13 protein-coding genes are annotated in these 18,832 nt (G+C 48.4%); 9 read left to right on the top strand and 4 right to left on the bottom strand.

The genetic code is table 11. The features are described from left to right. Window positions 1-146: 146 nt before the first annotated feature. Entirely contained in the window at window positions 147-869 is a 723-nt protein-coding gene (locus ACINK7_RS09840) for a hypothetical protein (protein ID WP_404361182.1), read from the bottom strand. Between the two features lie 317 nt (window positions 870-1,186). Here ACINK7_RS09840 and ACINK7_RS09835 point away from each other — a divergent pair, with 317 nt between their 5' ends. From ACINK7_RS09835 to ACINK7_RS09825, 3 genes are read left to right on the top strand one after another with little or no spacing between them, the layout of a single operon-like run. Continuing rightward, window positions 1,187-2,470, top strand: coding sequence for a TolC family protein (locus tag ACINK7_RS09835; RefSeq protein ID WP_404361181.1), 1,284 nt, complete (start codon window positions 1,187-1,189; stop codon window positions 2,468-2,470). Beyond that, window positions 2,463-3,803: an efflux RND transporter periplasmic adaptor subunit gene (locus ACINK7_RS09830; RefSeq protein ID WP_404361180.1), complete on the top strand. Its 1,341-nt coding sequence runs from the start codon at window positions 2,463-2,465 to the stop codon at window positions 3,801-3,803. Before ACINK7_RS09835 ends, ACINK7_RS09830 begins: the two co-directional genes overlap by 8 nt. After that, window positions 3,796-6,957 carry an efflux RND transporter permease subunit gene (locus tag ACINK7_RS09825; RefSeq protein WP_404361179.1) on the top strand — a complete coding sequence of 1,054 codons (3,162 nt, stop codon included), beginning with the start codon at window positions 3,796-3,798 and terminating at the stop codon, window positions 6,955-6,957. The genes ACINK7_RS09830 and ACINK7_RS09825 overlap by 8 nt, the downstream gene beginning before the upstream one ends. 368 nt (window positions 6,958-7,325) lie before the next feature. Here the strand turns inward: ACINK7_RS09825 and ACINK7_RS09820 are convergent, their stop codons facing one another. Continuing rightward, a complete protein-coding gene (locus ACINK7_RS09820) occupies window positions 7,326-8,222 on the bottom strand; it encodes a dihydrodipicolinate synthase family protein (protein WP_404361178.1) in 897 nt (298 codons plus the stop codon). A gap of 28 nt (window positions 8,223-8,250) precedes the next feature. Here ACINK7_RS09820 and ACINK7_RS09815 point away from each other — a divergent pair, with 28 nt between their 5' ends. The 4 genes from ACINK7_RS09815 to ACINK7_RS09800 all read left to right on the top strand — a co-directional run bounded on the left by ACINK7_RS09815 (window position 8,251) and on the right by ACINK7_RS09800 (window position 10,588). After that, a complete protein-coding gene (locus ACINK7_RS09815) occupies window positions 8,251-8,577 on the top strand; it encodes a DUF1840 domain-containing protein (RefSeq protein WP_404361177.1) in 327 nt (108 codons plus the stop codon). A gap of 330 nt (window positions 8,578-8,907) precedes the next feature. Next, entirely contained in the window at window positions 8,908-9,066 is a 159-nt protein-coding gene (locus ACINK7_RS09810; protein ID WP_404361176.1) for a hypothetical protein, read from the top strand. A gap of 542 nt (window positions 9,067-9,608) precedes the next feature. Continuing rightward, window positions 9,609-9,974, top strand: coding sequence for a transposase (locus ACINK7_RS09805; RefSeq protein ID WP_404361434.1), 366 nt, complete (start codon window positions 9,609-9,611; stop codon window positions 9,972-9,974). Between the two features lie 296 nt (window positions 9,975-10,270). Beyond that, window positions 10,271-10,588, top strand: a complete 318-nt coding sequence (locus ACINK7_RS09800) for a Druantia anti-phage system protein DruA (RefSeq protein WP_404361175.1) — start codon at window positions 10,271-10,273, stop codon at window positions 10,586-10,588. Window positions 10,589-10,855: 267 nt separating this feature from the next. Here ACINK7_RS09800 and ACINK7_RS09795 read toward each other — a convergent pair whose 3' ends face one another. Both ACINK7_RS09795 and ACINK7_RS09790 read right to left on the bottom strand, forming a co-directional pair. Continuing rightward, window positions 10,856-11,572 carry a hypothetical protein gene (locus tag ACINK7_RS09795; RefSeq protein ID WP_404361174.1) on the bottom strand — a complete coding sequence of 239 codons (717 nt, stop codon included), beginning with the start codon at window positions 11,570-11,572 and terminating at the stop codon, window positions 10,856-10,858. After that, window positions 11,569-12,450, bottom strand: a complete 882-nt coding sequence (locus ACINK7_RS09790; RefSeq protein WP_404361173.1) for a hypothetical protein — start codon at window positions 12,448-12,450, stop codon at window positions 11,569-11,571. The genes ACINK7_RS09795 and ACINK7_RS09790 overlap by 4 nt, the downstream gene beginning before the upstream one ends. A gap of 1,078 nt (window positions 12,451-13,528) precedes the next feature. Between ACINK7_RS09790 and xrtD the strand changes: the two genes are divergently transcribed. Next, window positions 13,529-15,103, top strand: coding sequence for a VPLPA-CTERM-specific exosortase XrtD (xrtD, locus tag ACINK7_RS09785; RefSeq protein ID WP_404361433.1), 1,575 nt, complete (start codon window positions 13,529-13,531; stop codon window positions 15,101-15,103). A 232-nt stretch (window positions 15,104-15,335) separates the two neighbouring features. Beyond that, the gene (locus tag ACINK7_RS09780) at window positions 15,336-18,770 is read left to right on the top strand and encodes a tetratricopeptide repeat protein (RefSeq protein ID WP_404361172.1); all 3,435 of its coding nucleotides are present in this window, start codon (window positions 15,336-15,338) and stop codon (window positions 18,768-18,770) included. The last annotated feature ends 62 nt before the right edge of the window (window positions 18,771-18,832 follow it).

Genomic DNA, 18,832 nt, shown 5'->3' with positions numbered 1-18,832 from the left:
CTATGAAATTTAGGTGCCGAGTGAATACATCCATTAGGCTCTATACCGAGCACCCCGGTACCTGCTTAGGCACTGCCGAAATTTGAAGTGCGAAAGTTATAACAGGCTATTTGTTCTGTACTCATAGACTTAATCTGACAACAAGACTACAAAGATTTCCAAATCAATACAGCGCCCGAAATTCCCAAAAATGCCGCGAAGATTTTAGCGTATTTTTCGTTATCGATGTTCTTATAAAGCATTTCCTCAGTCAACAAAAATACAACCACGGCAATTTGCAACAACGACACATTATCGGCATAAGAAATCACATACTTATGTTTAACAAAAAATAACGTCAAAATCTGAAATACTGCGAACATGCCATAACAAACCGCAACAGTCGACCGAGTCTGATTTTTTTCATACTGTTTGCTATGTACCATAGCAGTCAATAGAGAACCGCCTAAATTAGTCAAGCCATGCACGATGCCCATTGAAATTAAATAAGTTCTTTCGTAACTGACCAGTTTTTTAATTATTTTATTGACGGCGCCGACCGCATCCTTAAGTGCAACGAAAATTAAAAATACCCCAATCAATGCACCGATATTGATCCGAACGCTAGTTACGATAAATAAAAATACCACAATGAATGGTATGCTGTATTTAAGTACATTCTTAACAAAGTTGATATCTATAAAATAATGATGTTTAACCAACTGCAACAAGTTGATGGCGATTGAGATCGGCAACAAAATCTCAAGTGCATTGATGAACTGATAGCCCAACAACAATAACAAGGGCGTTCCAAACAATAAAACGCCAACGCCAAAAATCGACTGAATAACGGTCGTCGCTACGATTGTTAACAAAATATCCAATGGCATAGATATATCCTTTTTATTTTATAAGTTTTGGCATTATATACCCATAATTAAAAATAAATTTGAAGGTTCGCTACACTAAAGCCTTCATGCTATGCAGCCATTTTTATAAAACGGCTGACAACCCCAAAAGGCAGCGTTACGATAAATTAAGGATGGAAATCGCCTAATAATTGCCGTTTTGCATTACCTTTCAAGAAGTATTAAAACGCGAAACGCAGTATGAATGCTAGATCCATCAATTAAACCGGACTTTTGCCACGCTCCTCAACTCTCATTATGAACCACCTATCGCTTTTTAAAGGACATAAGAGCTTCTGATGCCAGCCCGAAAATTCATAATAATAATTTGCATTGCTATTGCTTTAGTCCCGGTATCTTGCCTTGCAAAAGCAGAAAACATTTTGACGCTCGAAGCGGCGCTTGCCACGGCCCTTCAAAACAATCCCAATCTGGCCCGAATCAAGGCTGCCGCAGAGGCATTAGCGGCAGTTCCTTCGCAAGCCGGTGCGCTGCCCGATCCTGTCATCGGCTTCAATGTCATGAACTTGCCGGTCGATCATTTCGATACCCGGAAAGAACCCATGGCGCAAATCGGATTCGGTATTTCTCAGGCCATTCCGTTTCCGGGAAAACTGGCCTTACGCGAACAAGCGGCAACTTATGAAGCACAAGCCGCTGCCTACAACGAAGATGAATGGCGCTTGAGTCTGCTGAGCGACGTCAAAACTGTCTGGTGGCAACTGTTTTATTTGGACCGCTTACTAGAAATCACCGATAACAATCGAATACTGTTGCAGCAATTAGTCGATATTGCCGGAACTAAATACGAAGTTGGCGAGGGTTTACAGCAAGACGTCTTGCTGGCGCAACTCGAATTGTCGAAATTATTGGACCGGAAAATCAAGATCAACGGCATGCGCGCCAATGCCTCTGCAAGTTTGAATGCCCTACTGGACCGGCCAAGCAATGACGCCGTGCAACTGCCCACAAAAGTACCGTTACAATTGCCCGACATTTATGACGATCGAGTGCTTTATCAATTGGCCGAAACCAACAGACCCTTATTGGCAAGCGAACGGGAAAGGATCAACGCGGCAAGATCCAAGCTAGACTTGGCCAAAAAAGAGATATTACCGGATTTTAATGTCAATGCCGCTTACGGCGCTCGTGATAATACGCCCGACGGCACCCGGCGCTCGGATTTGCTCAGCTTCGGTATCAGCATGAATGTGCCGATATTTTATGCGCAAAAACAGGCCCAGGGCGTAAGCCAGTCTTCGAGCGAGCTGATGCGTGAACGATACGCGCTGCAAGATCAATGGAACGGCGTCCGCAAACAAATATCGCAAGCCGGCAACGACTACCGGCGAGCCAAGGAACAAGTGCTATTGTATGAAACAGGCATCATTCCTCAAGCCCAGCAAACAGTCGCATCGATGCTGGCCGGATATCAGGTCAATAAAGTTGACTTCCTGAATCTCATACGCAGCCAAATTACGGTCTACGACTATGAAGCGCAATATTGGCAGGCCTTCGCCGAAGCCAACCAAGCTTTGGCGCAGCTTGTCGCAGCAACAGGCAAGGAAGACATTTATGAGTAGACGCTTATTGATCACGGGCTTATCGATGCTCGCTTTGGGCCTCGGCGCAGGCTATTGGTTAGCGGACCGTATCGACAGACTATCCATTGAAGCACACTTACCCGAACATCGACTCGACGATAACAAGCCGGAAGACCGTCAGCCATTGTTTTACCGCCACCCAATGAACCCTGAAATTACTTCGCCGGTTCCGGCCAAAGACTCGATGGGCATGGATTACATTCCGGTTTACGCGGACGAACAAACCGCCGCCGAACCCGGAACGGTTCGAATCGATCCTGTGACGGTACAAAATATCGGCGTGCGTACCGCAAAAGCGACGCGCACCACGCTCTCCCGAAATGTGCGTGCGGTCGGTCGAGTCGATTACGATGAGGAACGTATCGTCCGTCTGCACCCGAAAACGGCCGGCTGGATTGAGTCGCTTCATGTGGATAAAACCGGCCAATGGGTCAAAAAGGATACCGACCTGTTGAGTATTTATTCGCCGCAACTCGTTGCGGCTCAGCAGGAATATATTCTAGCGCTACAAAATCAGAAAATTCTTATCGACAGCCCCTTCGAAAGCATCCGCCAGGGCGCGGAAGAATTACTGGCAAGTTCAAGAAAACGTCTGCAATTACTCGATGTCCCGGCTCACCAACTCCACGAATTGACCGATAGACAACGCATCACAAAAAGCCTGCATATTCATGCACCAACCGACGGCATTGTGATACAAATCGGCGCCCGCGAAGGCCAATATGTCACGCCGGATACAGAAATCTTCACGATAGCCAATATCGCCAATGTCTGGGTTTATGCCGATGTCTATGAATACGAGTTGCCGTGGATTAGGCCGGGTGACCGAGCCGAAATCCGATTAGTCGGTGTTCCGGGACGAGTTTTCGAAAGCCGTGTCGAGTTCATCTATCCCTATGCCGAAAAACGAACTCGCACAACACGAATTCGTTTGGTTCTCGATAACGCCGAAGGCTTATTAAAGCCGGATATGTTTGCCGACGTGACGATAGCCACTCAAAAGCAGTTGGAAACCCTAGTCGTTCCGACTGAAGCAATCATCCGCTCCGGCACCCGGAACCAAGTATTCGTGGTCAGGGAACCCGGCAAATTCGAACCTCGCCGGGTCAAACTAGGCTTGGACTCGGATGGACAAGTGGCAATTATCGAAGGTCTCGACGAAGGCGAAGAGATTGTTATCTCGGCGCAATTTCTAATCGACTCCGAATCGAAACTGCGCGAGGCGACGGCAAAAATGCTGGAGCCATCGCCCCATTCAACAGACGAAGCAATGCCGATGCATCATGATGCGGGAGATCATCGGCATGATTGAATTCATTATCGGCAGCGCCTTGAACAACCGCTTTCTGGTTTTACTCGCGGCGGTGCTTCTAGCTGTGACTGGATTCTGGTCGTTTAAGACTATCTCGCTCGACGCGATCCCCGACTTATCCGACGTGCAAGTCATCGTATTCACCGAATATCCGGGACAGGCGCCGCAAGTCGTCGAAACCCAGATCACTTATCCATTGACCACGGCGATGTTGGCCGTACCGAAGGCCAAAGTCGTCAGGGGCAGTTCCGATTTCGGATTATCGATCATCTATGTCATTTTCGAGGACGGTACCGATATCTATTGGGCCCGCTCGCGCGTCCTGGAATATTTAAACTATATCCGCGACCGTTTGCCGCAAGGCGTCAATCCTTCGCTGGGTCCCGATGCGACCGGAGTCGGCTGGGTCTATCAATATGCTTTGGTGGATAAAACCGGACGGCACGATTTGGCGCAATTGCGCTCGATACAGGACTGGTATTTGCGTTATCCGTTGCAAACCGTGCCAGGTGTTGCCGAAGTCGCGTCGATCGGCGGCTTCGTCAAGCAATATCAAATCGAGATCGACCCGAACGCGCTGGCCGCCTACGGCATTTCGCTGGCGCAAGTCAAACAGGCCGTCAAACGCAGCAATAACGACATCGGCGGCCGCTTGTTGGAAAAGGCCGAAACTGAATACATGGTGCGCGCGCCAGGCTATATTAGCTCCCTGGAAGACATTAAGACGATTCCGCTCGGAGTCGACAATAACGGCACGCCGATCCGTATACAAGACGTGGCGCATGTACAGATCGGACCCGAATTGCGCCGGGGCATCGCCGAGTTGAACGGCGAAGGCGAAGTCGTCGGCGGCGTGGTGATCATGCGCTACGGTGAAAACGCTCGGGCTACGATTCTCGGCGTGCGGGAAAAACTGAAAGAACTCGAACAAAGCCTGCCCGAAGGCGTCGAAATTGTCTCGGTTTATGACCGGGGCGACTTGATCGAACGCGCGGTCGATACATTATATCAGGCCTTGTCCGAAGAACTCGTCATCGTCTGTGTACTGGTCGGCTTATTTCTATTGCATCTACGTTCGTCGCTGGTGATCGTAATCACCCTGCCGCTGGCCGTGCTGATGGCCTTCATCGTCATGAAGATGCAAGGGCTGAACGCCAACATCATGTCGTTGGGCGGTATTGCCATCGTGATCGGCGACATGGTCGACGGCGGCATCGTGATGATCGAAAACGCCCATAAGCATCTGGCCGAAGCCGCCGAAAAAAAACAGGCCGAACTGACGCAGCAAGAACGCTGGCAAGCCATTACCACCGCATCGAAGGAAGTTGGGCCGTCACTATTTTTTTCATTGCTGGTCATCACCGTGTCGTTCCTACCCATTTTCGTGATGCAGGCTCAGGAAGGCCGTATGTTCAGCCCGCTCGCCTTCACTGCAACTTACGCAATGGCCGCAGCGGCTATCTTGACGATTACGGCCGTACCGGTCTTGATGGGCTATTGTATTCACGGAAAAGTCATTCCCGAACACAAGAACCCGGCTAACCGTTTTCTGCATTTCCTCCACTCGCCGGTCTTGAAATGGGCGATGCGCTATCGCGGTGTCAGTTTGCTCATCGCATTACTGCTGTTGGCCAGCACTCTTTATCCTTTGTCTCGGCTCGGCAGCGAGTTCATGCCGCCGCTGGATGAAGGCGATATTCTGTACATGCCGACCACGTTTCCGGGCATTTCGATCACCAAAGCCAAGGAACTGCTACAACAAACCGATAAAATCCTGAAAACCTTTCCCGAGGTGCATCATGTCTTCGGCAAGGTCGGCCGCGCCGAAACCGCGACCGACATGGCCCCGCTGTCGATGATCGAAACCATAGTGCATCTAAAGCCGCGAACGGAATGGCCCGATCCAGGCAAGCCCCAACAGGAACTCGTCGCCGAAATGGACCGGGCGATTCACTTTCCCGGCATGGCTAATGCTTGGACCATGCCGATCAGAAACCGTATCGATATGTTATCGACCGGCATCAAAACCCCGGTCGGCATCAAAGTGTCCGGCCCCGACCTGACCGTTTTACAGACCATCACCGAACGCATCGAACAAGAATTGAAAACCTTGCCGGACACCTTATCGGCAATGGGCGACCGTGCGGTCGGCGGTTACTATCTGGACTTCATCATCGACCGCGGCGAAGCAGCGCGATACGGACTAACCGTCGGCGACATACAGGATGTCATACAAAGCGCGATCGGCGGAGAAAATATAACGCAAACTGTCGAAGGTTTGGAGCGTTATCCCGTTAATCTGCGTTATCCGCGCGAATTGCGCGACAATCAGGAAAACCTCAAACGCGTCCTGATACCGACGCCGCTAGGCACGCAAATCCCGTTGGCACAGGTTGCCGCGATTGAATTGAGCCGAGGCCCGCCCGGAATCAAAAGTGAAGACGCCCGGCCCAACACCTGGATCTATGTCGATATCAAGACATCCGACATCGGCGGTTATGTCGAGCGGGCCAAAAAGATGCTGGCGCAGCGGGTCGAGATCCCTCAAGGTTATACCGTCAGTTGGTCGGGCCAGTTCGAATACATGGAAAGGGCCGCTGAAAGGCTGCGTGTCGTAATTCCGCTTACCCTGTCGCTGATTCTGTTGCTGCTGTATTTTTCGTTTAAGAATTTTGTCGAACCGCTCCTCGTGATGTTGACGATTCCGTTCGGCTTGATCGGCAGCATTTGGATGGTCTATTGGTACGACTTCAACCTCTCGGTGGCTGTCTATGTCGGTTTTATCGCGCTGGCCGGCACCGCCGCCGAAACCGGGGTGATGGTATTGAATTTCATCGATATCGAAATAGCCAAACTGCGCGAACAAAAACAAGCGCCGTTGACATCGGGGGAAATAAAAGATGCCGTCGAATCGGCCACGGCGCTACGTGTACGCCCAGTCGCGATCACCGCCTTCACGACGATGTTGAGCCTGATTCCGTTCATGGTGGCGACCGGCGCCGGCGCCGATGTGACCCAGCGCATCGTCGTGCCCACGCTAGGCGGCATGCTGACGGTTTTGGTATTGACGCTATTGGTGTTTCCGGTGCTATACAGCTTGGTATTACAATTCTTGGAATGGCTTGAAAGGAAAAAACTTAATACCCCCTTTTAAAAAGGCTCTGTATGCGGTAATAGTTGAAAATACCCACCACTACCGGATGTACTTAAAAATTCAAAGTGAATTGGGTACGCTGCGCGTACCTAATGTCGGCACAAGGCAACACATGAGGGCACGTTAAACTGATACCCAGCTTAACGCTTTAATTTCACTCGTTCCCAAGCTCTTTGCTTGGGAATGCAGTTCGAGAAGCTCCCCCTTCGACAAAAGCTCAGGGCAAGAGCTTCTCGAAACCGGAAAACTAAAAGCCTTCGTGAAGGGCTTCACAAACCGGAGTTTGAAAAACAGCCGAGAGGGCCTGAATATTTACAATTAAGCAGGTAGCTCGGCCCAGATCACCAAATAATGCTTAGCCTAACGCTTTAATTTAATAGGTTAAAATCGTTTAAGCAGTTGTAAATGACTTTTCGAACACGATCAAACTCTTCAATTGGAACTGGAGTCAACGGCGGGCGAACATGCACCGGAAAACTATCGATTCGAGCCCCCATGGCCGCTTTGACCAAAGGAATTTCAACATAACCGCTATCATTCCGAAACCGATTCCAAACATCGAGACAACGCTGCATCGATTCCGTCTTACTGACTGATAATCGGTACTCCGATTGCATCGCGACCAACAATTCAGGCATCGGATTCGCCGCCCCCGTAACAGAACCCGACAAACCTTTTTGCAAGGCCTCGAAAACTTTTGCGTCATTGCCCAAAAATACAGCCAATTCGGGAAAATTCGACTGGTATAGCCGGGCATTGTCTATATGCCCGCTCGAATCCTTGATGCCAACTATCGAAAGACCCTGCTCAAGCAGCATGGAAACCAGTTCGATTCCGAGATGATTACCGGTATGTTGGGGAAAATGATATAGCATCGCCGGCAAAGGGGCACCGAACAGCGCGTCGATAAAAAAACGCGAGAGCCCTTCGTCCCGGCAGGCGGAATAATAATAAGGCGGCAATAACAGTATGCAGTCCCCGCAGTCTTTGCTTCCGGCGATCAGTTTGCGAACATCGCCGACACAGGTTGCACTGACGTTGTTGATAATAGTCCCAGCGAAATTTTCTCTAACGAATTCGACAACATGCCGGCGTTCACTTATCGTCATCGACGGAAATTCTCCGGTTGTGCCATTGGCAATGACCGTCCGCACCCCCCAAGAGTACAAAGACGATAAGTAAGCTTTGAAGGCTTGCCATTCGATTTTTCCGCTTGCATCAAACGGCGTCAACAACGCTACAATAGGGCCATGAATTTGAATCATAAAATCCAATGAGTTCCAGTGAAATCAAATGTTAGTAACATTCAGCTGTGATGTATACCCCAACACCACCTATTTCGGCGATATTGCGCAAACCTTGCTGAAAATGATGGGAAAACGCGGCAACGTGCCGGGCGCTATTTTGGCGGAAGATGTTCCGATAGCACTGGAGCAATTGCAAAGCGCCCTTGAAAAGCAGAAGGCGGAGTCGTCGGTGAATTCAGACGATGAGACAGACGCCGGGCAAAAGGACTGGAAAGAAAAACCGGTTCCTTTGGCTCACCGGGCATTGCCGCTGATCGAACTACTTACCGCCGCCGCAAAAGGCAATTGCAATGTCATGTGGGACCGGAATTAGTGCCAAGCCAACTTAAAGACATACCGCGTCATTCCGCCTGGCGCGGTATAGAACTAGTAGCTAATAAAACTCCATACTGAGTTAAATTTTAAATGCCTTATCATAGTGAATAAGTGCTAGCAACTACAACATTAATAGCGGGCATTATGAACTTAAATTGGTTGTCAGATGGCAGAAAAATACCCGATGAAGTCATATATTTTATACAGGTAATGGCGGTCAATGCCATCCGTATACAAAAGGCCAAAGTCCAGAACAGATAGCGAAGACTTATAACGTCCATCACACCTGTATTTATCGTTGGTTATACAATATGATCAAGGCGGCTTTTTGGCATTAGAAAGCAAAATACCACCTGGCTCGGAACCCATCATCATTCAAGCAATTGATGACTGTCTGAAAAAGGTCACTTTGGAAGCAATGCCGACCATATTTGGCTATGGCACCGACCTTTGGAAATACCCGCTATTAGTCGAATTATTAGAGTAAGAGCACGGAATAACTTTCAGTGAAGCACCTTAAGGCATTGTGGCTGACTTTCCAGCGGCCTGAATATCAGGATGAGAAACGAAATGAACAGGAAATCGCGTATTTTCTGAATGAGAAATTCCTAAGGATATAGCGGCTTGCCAAAAAATTGGGGCGGACATTGTCTTTGAAGATGAATCTGGCGTGGGGTGACAACCCATACGCATCAAGCTAAGCGCAGCTCCCCGCTGCAAAATCGCTATCGAGCTCCTCCGACGAGACTGAGAAGCTGTCCAAGTACCATACACACTTGTGAGCAATCATTTGCCGAGTCGTGCGCCACTTTCGCTTGGCTTTAAACATCCGACGTAGATCATCTAACAGCTTACGCATCAGCGTGTCGAACTGCCGCGCGACAAAGGCTTTCAAAAACCGATCATGTCGCAACAAACATACGTTCTCGCCCACCAAATTGCATGGGCAATTTTTATAGCTTGATGCGTACTGTGACAACCCGGCATGGTCGCGCCTGGAACATGCGTGGAACGGTGCGGCTATAATATATATTCTCAGCCTTTAACAGGGAACACTATATTGAGTTTATCGAGGAACTGGTTATAAACCGTGGACGCCCTTTAATCCTTTTTTTGGATCACGCCACATTACACCACGCCAAACCGAAACCGATTCACCAATATGTCAATGAACATAGGACCCAATTAAGGATTTATTTTCTACCCAAACGCTCACCTGAATTCAATCCGGATGAACAAGTTTGGAATGAAATTAAAAATAACCGTTCGGGGGAAGCGACCGATAAAAATAAATCTGATTTAAAAGAACGGATTACTATGGCATTGGAACCATTGAAGCACTATACAGAACGTATTTGCTCTTTTTTCAGACTGGAAGATACGCTTCGAATGTAACTTAATTACAGGCTCTATAGCTAGAGAGCGGAGTGCGCCGGGCAACCCGATCCTGGCGCCTGCCGGAGCATTAGCGCCTTTGCACTGGGTTCGCAGGCTCCCGACTGTGGAATGAATTCATCGATTGCTATCATTACCTCAGTCACAAACCGCTACCCGGCGCACAATTGCGCTACCTGATCTACTCGGCGCAGCAGCCGATTGACGCGCTCGGCTTCAGCGCGACCGCCTGACAATGTGCGCCGCGCGACCGCTTCATCGGCTGGGATCACGCTCAGCGCCAGCGTCAGCTGCACTTGATTCTCAACAATGCCCGCTTTTTGATCTTGCCTTGGGTTCAAACGCGCAATCTGGCGTCCATGACCCTGGGGCAAACCGCCCGGATAATGCCCGACCACTGGCAGTCCGTGTATGGCTATCGACCGGTCCTCCTGGAAACCCTTGTCGAAAATGACCGCTTTCAAGGCACCTGTTACCGCGCCGCTAAGTGGCATTATTTAGGACAGACGCAAGGCCGTGGTAAACTCGGACCCGCCGGCAAACAAAATGTTCCTATCAAGGAGTTATGGGTTTTCCCCTTGGACAGGTGCTTCCGGGATCGGCTAACCGATTGATTGACTTGCTTAGGGGTTGGCCGAATATTTACATTTATGAATAAATAAAGCACTGATTTATGAAGTTTTTTAGCTCAGACGTCAAACATGGATTAACATTTCTAATGCAAAATCTAGCTGCGTAAAGCAAAAACGCTAAAAAACTTGAAGCATGATAGGCTCCAGTACCCATGGAAGGTAAGCTACAAACTATCCATACAGCCTGGATTTCTTACAATCCCTGCCGAAATGACATTTTTTCACCTTTAATCAGGAAAGTTATTGCTTCTATGTTTTACGAATTTTATTGAATTTTACGCCGGGGAAAATAGAGGCTAACGCTCCAGCCCATAGCCAGAACGAAGGTGTAACAGGTACCGGCGAGACTGATTCGATTGGAATGAGTCCGATAACACCTTTGGCTTGGCCTTGCCAGTCCACATCAAAGCTGCCATTGAAAGTATTAGGGTATGAGCCGCTAATCTCGCTAATCACTAACGATGCCAGGTTATGATCGCTATATAAATATGCTAACGAGCCGCCGATCGAATCCAGGCGCAAATCGAATCGATCGTCGCCGTTAGCGCTATCGAGAAAACCAAATTGAGTTACTTTGGCGGACAACAAGGTGCCGCTATAGTCGACAAGATTATCACCATCTGTATCCACTGAGCCGATTAAAATCAAGTCAGGCACGCTGGAGCTGCTTGAGATCAGGTTGCCGTTGTTATCTACCTGAAACTGAATTAAGAGTGACTTAGGTGCGTTATCGACAGCATTTTGAATTTCGATGGAGATAAATGGATCAACGGAAAATAATATGCTCGGCACGGCAGTGACGCTGACGATACCTCTGCTAGCCTCATAGTTGATATTTCCGGAGCCGCTGAAATCGATAGTGGGCAGGAAGGGCGAAAGGCCTATTAACGTTGCGCTTGCCGAATTTGGCGCTAGACCGATGCCGGCTGTTATAGTTAAAAGTGCTATAAGACGTTGTAATGTCATGTCATATTCTCCCTAGCAAGAGTACTGCCTTTTATTTGCTTAACAAAGGGCGCAACTAATGCCAGCGCGCCGGCCCATAACCATAGGGCAGATGGAACGGGGACAGGGACGAACAAGTCACTGGTAACTGTGGAATGGATATAGTTTGTGCACCCTGTTTGGGTGCTGGGGTTGCAAGTGCTGGCCGATAGCTCCGTCAAGAAGGGGGCTAATAAAGCTTGAATACCAAGGCTATTTGCATTAGCGCCAAACACCCAGTCTGTCTGATAAGCGGCAGGGACGTCGCTAGCGCCGAATCCTGCGCTGTTGGAGATCTTTATGCCGCCCATGTAGGCAGCCATGGCATCGGTCAAAACACCATCGGTAAACTGCGCCAAGCTGGCTGGCATGTCTATATAATTATCGCTGGTCATGGTCCATGTGGCGTCGAAGAAAGTGCCGTTCGTATTCCAACCGAAGGCGTTAATATCACCTTGCCAGCTGAAGCCAGGGGTGTTACTTGTGTGATTGAGAATAACCGAGTTACCGAAACCAATGCTCACCTTGTTTGCAACCGGGTTTTTGCTGCTGACCCAATTGCCAGTAGTTCGATCGATGGCGATTGTAAACATTAGATTAGGGAAGTTGTCGCCGGAACCGCTATAGGATTGAGTCAGTGTCGAATTACCGCTGTCAGGCCCCTCGTTTAGGGTGGAACCGAAAGAAATCAGTTTCAACAAGCCGGTTGTGTTGTCTATGGCGTTATTGTCGTAAATCAGATAGTTCTGGTTCAGAGTGATGTCGGGGTATGTTTGTACTACACCCAACATAGTGGCATTCGCATTACCGGAAATGGCTAATGCTAAAGTTAAAGTGAGTAGAGGTTTCTTTCCTGTCATAAATGCCGCCCCTCAAATAATGCGGAAAAGTAACGAATTTTCTAGCCTGATTATGGCGGCTATCTAACGAATGCGCTTAATGTCTTTGATTATCATTATAATGACAGCAAGAGTAATGCCAAAAGACAGCATCGGCAAAAGTAGTAAACCAAATTGCCGAAAACCAAGTTATTTGCGCTAAGAATTAATATGCAACCAATCAAAAGATTGTCGAAATAGCTTTATTGCTGAGTGCTACCTTGTCAGATTTAAATACTACTTTCATGCGCTCGAGAAAAGGAATATCCACTGCGATAGACGGTAAGCCTTATCATTTTCCTGCATCCGAATTGCGGCAATCCCCGGAACGACGGGCATTTGATGCAAGCTGACAAAATAGGATCAAAAAGACACAAAAGTCGGCATGCTGATTCTATTGGGTTGCTTATGTCAACCCCAAGCCGGGTTTTGGCATTTGCGAGGAGTTTGTCTCGCCAGCAGCAACGTCATGGTTTCAGCGATTACCTTAAACATCGGCTATTTCACCTGAGCTGTGTGTTTTGGGATGTGTCATATCACTCATAGCGTGGCATTTGCCGTATTTTTTTAAGATGTTGTGCTTTTGGGCTGCATGGCTGTTGGTAATTTTCTGCCTCTTTAATTTTAGCCCCAGGCCATTATGCCCGCAGGGAACTGGGCATCCAGTGCTAGTGCTATGGATGGCCGGTTTTACTCCACCCTTAGAGCAGGGATTCCGACATGCCATGCTGGAATGACGATATTTTGTAGCTCATCGTTCCCGAGCGCCGCACGGGAATAGAGCCTGAACCACTCCGCGGATCGATACGCCGGAGCGGGCTTAAATTTGGGCGCAGACACGCTAATAACTGGCTAACTGAATTATTAATTGCTTATATGGCATCTATTTTGCTTAATTGATTTGATGCGGGACTCGCTTGAGCAACGAACCCAGCGGATTCGCCGAAACCGGTGTTTAATTTAATCAATTGATATTACGATGTCCATTCCAATAAATAATGAAATGAGCCGGACCCCGGATAGCACTGATTTTTCCTCGTTTCCTATTAACCCGACTTCTGTGCGTAACGGCCAAGTGATTTTTTGGCGCTTTGAAACAAATGCATGGTTGCTATTGGTTACGTCATTACTATTAACGATTTGGGCTTATTTCGGCGGATTGGAGAATCTATTCCACCGCTGGGAAGTCGAAGAGGAGTACAACCACGGGTATTTTTTGCCTTTGGTCACGTTGACCTTTCTTTGGCAATTGGCGCCGAAACTCTCCAGGCAACCATTTCAACCGACCTGGTTTGCTTTGGTTGTTGCCGGACTAGCGTTAGTCATGCTGGTGGTGGGTGAGCTCAGTGCAATCTACCTGTTGATTCATTACTCCTTCATCTTGGTGTTATTTGCCTTATCGTTGGCAATGGTGGGTTGGGCCGGTAGCCGCCTGACGTTCGCACCGATTGCCATTTTAGTGTTTGCCATTCCGATACCCTATTTTCTTGAAGCTGCAATTACAGGGAAGTTGCAGCTTTTGTCTTCAAAGCTTGGGGTTGAGTTAATTCGTTTCTGCAAGATTCCAGTATTTCGAGAAGGTAATTTGATCGATCTTGGGGTTTTTAAGTTGGAAGTTATCGAAGCTTGCAGCGGCCTAACTTATTTATATCCTTTACTCGGCTTCGGGGCAATTTGTGCGTATCTTTATCACGTAGAGACCTGGAAACGCGTGGTTATCATACTTTCCACCATTCCTATCGCCATCTTGTTGAATAGTTTTCGCATTGGCATGATCGGCTTTCTTGTGAAGTACTTCGGCAGCGAACAGGCGGAAGGCTTTTTACATGATTTCGAAGGCTTCGCTGTGTTTATGGTGTGTGTAGCCATCTTGTTTTTGGAAATGTGGGCACTGACTTTTGTGGGTAAAGATCGGAGGCCGTTTGGCGAAGTTTTCGGTCTGACGTTTGAGGCTCAGAAGTCTATTACGCAGGAGCAAATTAGAATTCGTCCGCTGTCCAAGCCGTTAATCGCCTGCACGGGTCTCATTGCGGTAACAGCCATCCTGATGGTGTCTGTAGCGAACCGGTCGGAAATTAAGCCTGAGCGGGCTTTTTTCTCGGAATTTCCAAGGTCGATCGGCGAATGGCAAGGCAAGCCTGATACTTTGGGTGCAGAAGTGTTGCAGACGCTCGACCTTACAGACTACCTTCTGGCCGATTTCCGCCAACCTTCAGGCATGCCGGTTAATTTTTATGTGGCTTATTACGAATCTCAACGCAAAGGGTCGTCGCCGCATTCTCCAACAGTTTGTTTGCCAGGCGGCGGCTGGCAGATCGTTGACATGACCCGGCGCGCGTTTCCAGGCGTTGATAAAAAAGCGCCGTTTGAATTCAATCGTGTGGTGATCAGAAAGGGTAAAAACAGTCAATTAGTGTATTACTGGTTTGAAGAACGGGGCAAAGTGATGGCGGATGAATATCGAGTCAAATGGCATTTATTCCGCGACGCACTGCTGGAAAACCGAACAGACGGTGCCTTGGCGCGAGTGATTACACCTATTGTCGATGGCGAACCAAAAGATGCGGCCGATCAGCGTATTCATGCGTTTTTAACAGGCGCATTGCCTTTGTTGTCCGAGTATGTTCCTAATTAGAGAGCTATGCCGCTAATACTTAAACTGTATTAAGAGTGACCTGTCTTAGCCGGTGCCTCTTAGTCTTGAGCGATCAGGCCAGGTTATCCCAAGTATGGGGCGGCATCTTCGATGCTTTTCATGTCTTCAAAATTCCGTCAAGCCATTTCGGAATGATTTAACTAACAAGCTAACCTTCAAAATAGAACTCATAACAATTTTTAATCACTTTAATCTAACAAGGAATCCTATTGTGACTGACAGCTTTAAAATACTTCCATACGTCCGTTTATCCAAAATGATGGCCGTTTGCCTGATTATGGCGATGACGGCTTGTGCGGAAGAAGACCCGCAAAAATTCATCCGGGATGGAAAATCACTGTTCGATAAAGGAGACATGGAAAGTGCGCGGGTACAATTTAAGAATGCATTGCAGATCAATCCAAAATTAGCGGAAGCCTATTACGGCCTTGCGTTGCTGGAGGAAAAAAAACAAGAATGGAAGGCAATGTATGGCGCGTTACAGGAAACCGTTTCTATAGATCCTAACCATGTTGATGCGCGTGTAAAGTTGGGGCAATTGTATTTGTTGCAAGGTCAACTGGATAAAGCTAGAGAACAGGCCGCCGCAGCGATCAAGCTGGAACCGGAAAATGTCGGCGCGTTGATTTTCGACGCAGCGTTAATGTTTCGAGACGGTAAAAATGCCGATGCGTTGGAACAGATCAATAGGGTATTAGCCAAGGACGGCAATAATGCAGATGCAATTATCTCCAAGAGCACTATTCTATTCACCGAGCAACGCGGTGAAGAGGCTTTGTCGGCCTTACAACAGGGCATTGATGCAATTCCGGATAATATCGGCTTGCGTTTACAAAAAATCCGGTTGCTAACCGAACTTAAACAATTCGATCGGGTGATTGGAGAGTTTGACAAGCTGCTAGCGCAAAATCCGAATGATAAGGGACTGCGCAATTCGCAAATCGATATGTTGGCAGCCATCGGTAATACCGAGCAGGCGGAAAAGGCGCTGAAAGACGCTATCGCCAAGCATCCGGATGATGCAGATTTTAAATTGAAACTGGTGAGCTTGCTCGAACGCCGAGACCCGGAAGAGGCGGAAGCAAAACTAAAGACCTTTGTGGCTGAACGGCCGCAGGACTTGCAATTAAAAATCCGTTTTGTGCGCTTTTATGCCGATCGTGGACGAGCCGAAGACGAATTAGCGGTGTTGAACCAAATTGTGGCGGCGGATGCTGTCGGAAAAGACGGTCTGGCGGCAAAAATTCGGTTGGCCGAGCTTGCATGGGGTAAAAATGACAAAGCGACTGCAGATAAATTAGTTACAGAGGTGCTGACGGCTGATGCAGGTAATACCAAAGCTTTGTTGATGCGTTCCAGCTTGCGTCTTGATAATAACGATGCGGACGGCGCAATTTCGGACCTGCGTATTGTTTTACGCGATCAACCCAACTCCGACCGAGCCATGACTATGATGGCCCAGGCGTATGTTTTGAAAGGCGAGCCGGAAGTTGCGGAAAGTCACTGGCGTAAAGCGCTCGAAGTCAGTCCGGCCAATACAGCTGCACTGATGTCGTTGACCAATCAACTGTTAAAGCGTGGCGATGCACAGCGTGCCCAGGAGCTGCTTGACAAAGCCATGAAGGCTGCGCCGGCCGATCCTGCAGTTCTCGAACTTGTAACACAAGTAAAAGCCGGCCAAAAAGATTGGTCAGGCGCCAATGCCGCGTTAGCGGACTTGAAGAAACTGCCTCAAGGCCAGTTTGCCGCCGAATTGTGGAGTGGCCTGCTGTCAGCACAGCGTGGAGAATACGATACGGCTATCGGTCATTATAAAGCCGTGTTGGCTAAACAACCCAATTTCGCCAGAGCATGGAGCGCTTTAGCCAATGCCTATCAAGCTAACGGCAAAACAAAGGAATTAGCGGGATTTTTAAAAGGTTTTATAGAAAACAATCCGAATAGCATGCAGGCCTATTCACTATTGGCGTCGGTGTATGCCGAACAGAAGCAATACGACGATGCGGAAAAAATCTCTCGACTGGCGGTGCAGAAAGCGCCGGAAGAACTCGATTTCAAGTTGCGTTTAGTCAATTTGGTAGAGCGTCGTAATCAGGCCGAGGCGGAAGCCTTGCTGAAACAATACGTCCAAGAAAGACCGCAAGATTTACAACTGAAATTACGGCTGGCGGCTTATCTTACCGCGCACCAAAAGGCTGAAGATGCAGAGGATGTGCTGAAAGAAATCGTAACTACGGATACAAGCGGAACAGTCGGACAAACGGCGCTGCTTCAATTGGCCCAAAGCGCTTTGCGTCGTGGAGATATCGCAGCGACTGCCGTATTCATTGAAGAGGTATTGAAGGTCAATGCAGACAATGCTGAAGCCTTATTATTACGGGCCGGCATGCGCATGGATGAAAAAGATGTCGATGGTGCGATAGCCGATCTGCAACATATCTTGAAACTGCGTCCCGATGCCGACTCCGCCATGCTTATGTTGGCACAGGCTTATCTGCAAAAAGGCGATTCGGCGTCCGCCGAATCGCAGTGGCAAAAAATGCTGAAAATGTCTCCAGGTAATTTTCAGGCTTTGGCGCCACTAGTCGGGCAAATGCGACAACGCGGCGAAGAAGGGCTTGCGCAAACGCTAGTCGAAAAAACCTTCAAAGCCAATCCCGCCAACCCGCAAATCGCCGAGTTGCTGGTGCAACTTAAGGTGGCGAAAAAAGATTGGGTCGGCGCTCAGATTGTAGTGGAAGAGCTCAAAAAACAACCGCAAGCCGGTGTCAGCGGTGATATGTTAAGCGGCATGCTGGCCGCCGCACAAGGGCACCATGCCGATGCGATTAATGCGTATAAAGAGGTTTTGGTCAAGCAGCCGAATGTCGACCAAGCTATTTCCGGCTTAGTGAACGCATATCAAGCCACTGAAAAGCGTGATAAAGCGATCGCTTATTTGAAGGCTTTTATCCAAAAAAACCCCGCGAGCATCACTGCATATAATGCTCTGGGTTTACTCTACACAGTAGAAAAAAAATGGGGTGAGGCCGACAAAATATTACATGAAGCATTAAAGCGTATGCCAAAGTCCATATCGACCTACAGAGTACTAGCCGGTACACTAAATTCTCAGGGAAAATCAGCCGAAGTCGAAGCGATGTATCTTAAAGCATTAAAAGAAATGCCGGATGTGCCGGAGCTGCAGATGGAATTAGCCAAACATTACGAGCAAAACCAAAAAAACCCGGAAGCCATTGCGATATACCAGGAGTTGAATCTGAAATATCCCGGTAATGACGAAGTCGTAAATAATTTGGCCGATTTGCTCGTCAGTTCCAGTGACGATCCGGCCGGAATTAACCAAGCCGTCGCTTTGGTTGAGCGCTTTAAGGACGTTTCCAACCCGTATTTTCTGGATACCTACGGCTGGGTCATGTTTAAATCCGGACAAGTCGAACCCGCACTAAAGGCATTAAAGAAAGCCGCCGAAAATGCGCCCAATCTTGCCCCGATACGCTACCACTTGGCCGAAGCCTACCTTAAGTATAACGACACACAGTCCGCATTGCCCGAGCTGAAAAGGGCTATCGAGTTGGCGGAGCAGCAAAGGGAATTTAGAGGTATTGAACAAGCCAGGAAGCTGTTGAAACAATTGGGTGGCTAAACCAGTAGTCTGGATAAAGTTTACGGAATCCGAGGTTGCCAGCGCGATCATTTCGGATTCCT

The sequence above is a fragment of the Methylotuvimicrobium sp. KM1 genome, assembly GCF_044788715.1.
Lineage (GTDB): Bacteria > Pseudomonadota > Gammaproteobacteria > Methylococcales > Methylomonadaceae > Methylotuvimicrobium.
The sequence above is the reverse complement of the archived record's forward strand: the minus strand, read 5'-3'. Positions and strand labels throughout refer to the sequence as shown.